Below are 1,804 nucleotides of genomic sequence, written 5' to 3' on the forward strand. Positions count from 1 at the left end.
AATTCCTGAAGAATACGAAACAGGATTATTTCATCTTTTTTATAAATATCGAACTTTTCCCCTTCTATCTTGAATTCAGCCTGCAGGATATTTAGCCGCTCGAATCTCTTAAGCTCATTTTCCACAGAAGCCGTGAGCCCCGAATACTCTACTACTTCACTATTTAATGATTTTGACAGCGCGCGCACTTCCTGTAAAGAAGCAGCTACCACTTCCTTTATCTCCAGGACCTCTTCCTTTTCAGGTAAGGTTTTGGAAAGAATATTCAATTGAAGATTAGCAACAGAAAGTAACTGACCGATATTATCGTGCAGCTCCCAGCTCACGTTTTTAAGTGTTTGCTCCTGAATTTCTATCCTGGACTGTACAATTTCCTGCTCATAACGTTTTTCTGCTTCAAACTTTTCCTCCAGAAGTTTGTTTTTTCGTCTTTGGTAGGTGATAAAAAAGATGATCACAAAAGCCGTTAGTAGCAAGATCACTACCACAAAATAAATGATGAGTAAGATTTCTTCTTTAGAAAGCATTCTCTATATTCTTAGGAGATGTTTTTCTCTTGTTGGCCAGCCATAAAAAAGCGATACTATAAGAACTGTACATAAAAATGTTCATGCCAATCATTATGATATTAGTGAGTTCTACAAACTCAGGGCTTTGAGTTGTAAAATATTTATAAAAAATCATGATGGGAGTTGTGCATAGGAAATACAAAAGAGCAGGAAAGGATATAAAAAAACTGATTTCTCTTTTTATATTTAAAATTTTAGGACTTAATAAAATCTCAAAATAATAACAGAAAATCACACCTACCAGTAAAAAACTACCTAATATATAAGTGACTGCAGAATTACTTTTGAGAAACACATCTGAAAATATCAAATTCGCAATACATATTATAATATATAAACCTAAACCTTTATTGATGAATTCGTCTACTTTTCTATTAGAAATATTCCTTTTAAAAAATAGAATATAAACTGTGAAACTGATAATCAGGTAAGGATTGTAGAGCCAATAGTTTTGGTACCAAAAGGTGTTTTTAAGAAAATGCAAGGGCTCATTATAATAAATTATCGCCGGGATCAAACCAATGGTTTCAACGAAAAATGTAAATAATAAAAAATAAGCAAAAAAACCGACTGCTTTATCAGTCGGTTTTTTTTGATAATAATAAAGACCAGAGATTGCAGCAAAACCCTCTAATAAAATTACAAGGAAAATGGAATTTTCCATTAATAACTTTTTGGAGGCCGGCCTGAGGTTATGGTATTGTACGGCTCAATTTCATAATTATTAGGATCGGAGTCTTCATTGGCACCTTCGGTTTCTCCCTGGGCTTCTTTGGTAGGTGAAAGAAATATGGTAGAATATCCTTTTTCCTCTTTAGTGGTTGGATACGCGCCTAAATAAAACCTGATTCCCGGTTTCTCCACGCCCTGTTCCTTAGATTTCTCCCTAACATAATCCAGGTATTCCTGTAATTCATCCAGGCTGTACCAGAACTCGCGGGTATCTTCATAACCTTCACATTCACTTATATATTTACCACGGGTACGTACCCATTCGTCCTGTTCTTTGCGCGCTTCGTCAACGCTAATGCATTTTTTTGGTTTTTCCATTATAAGTAGATAATATGGGGTTAAATATTCCAGCTAAAATTAGATAATTAAATTTCTAATACAAGAGCTTACATAAAAAAGGGGATTTTCCCCCTTGCAAACATTACAATATGAAAATACATTTGCAATGTCATTTTAGTTGATCTAAAATGTTTTGGGGATAAAAAAGTGCTGTTGAGGCGTTA

Annotated in this window: 3 protein-coding genes; all 3 read right to left on the minus strand. The window is 34.3% G+C overall.

Annotation, left to right across the window (positions count from 1 at the left end):
• A partial coding sequence (locus RM529_RS17120; protein ID WP_311485963.1) for a sensor histidine kinase occupies window positions 1-527 on the minus strand: 527 nt, incomplete at its 3' end.
• Window positions 517-1,233: a hypothetical protein gene (locus RM529_RS17125; RefSeq protein ID WP_311485964.1), complete on the minus strand. Its 717-nt coding sequence runs from the start codon at window positions 1,231-1,233 to the stop codon at window positions 517-519. The genes RM529_RS17125 and RM529_RS17120, both read right to left, overlap by 11 nt.
• A complete protein-coding gene (locus RM529_RS17130) occupies window positions 1,233-1,619 on the minus strand; it encodes a hypothetical protein (RefSeq protein WP_311485965.1) in 387 nt (128 codons plus the stop codon). Before RM529_RS17130 ends, RM529_RS17125 begins: the two co-directional genes overlap by 1 nt.
• Window positions 1,620-1,804: the final 185 nt, after the last annotated feature.

It is taken from the genome of Autumnicola edwardsiae (genome assembly GCF_031846505.1).
Lineage (GTDB): Bacteria > Bacteroidota > Bacteroidia > Flavobacteriales > Flavobacteriaceae > Autumnicola > Autumnicola edwardsiae.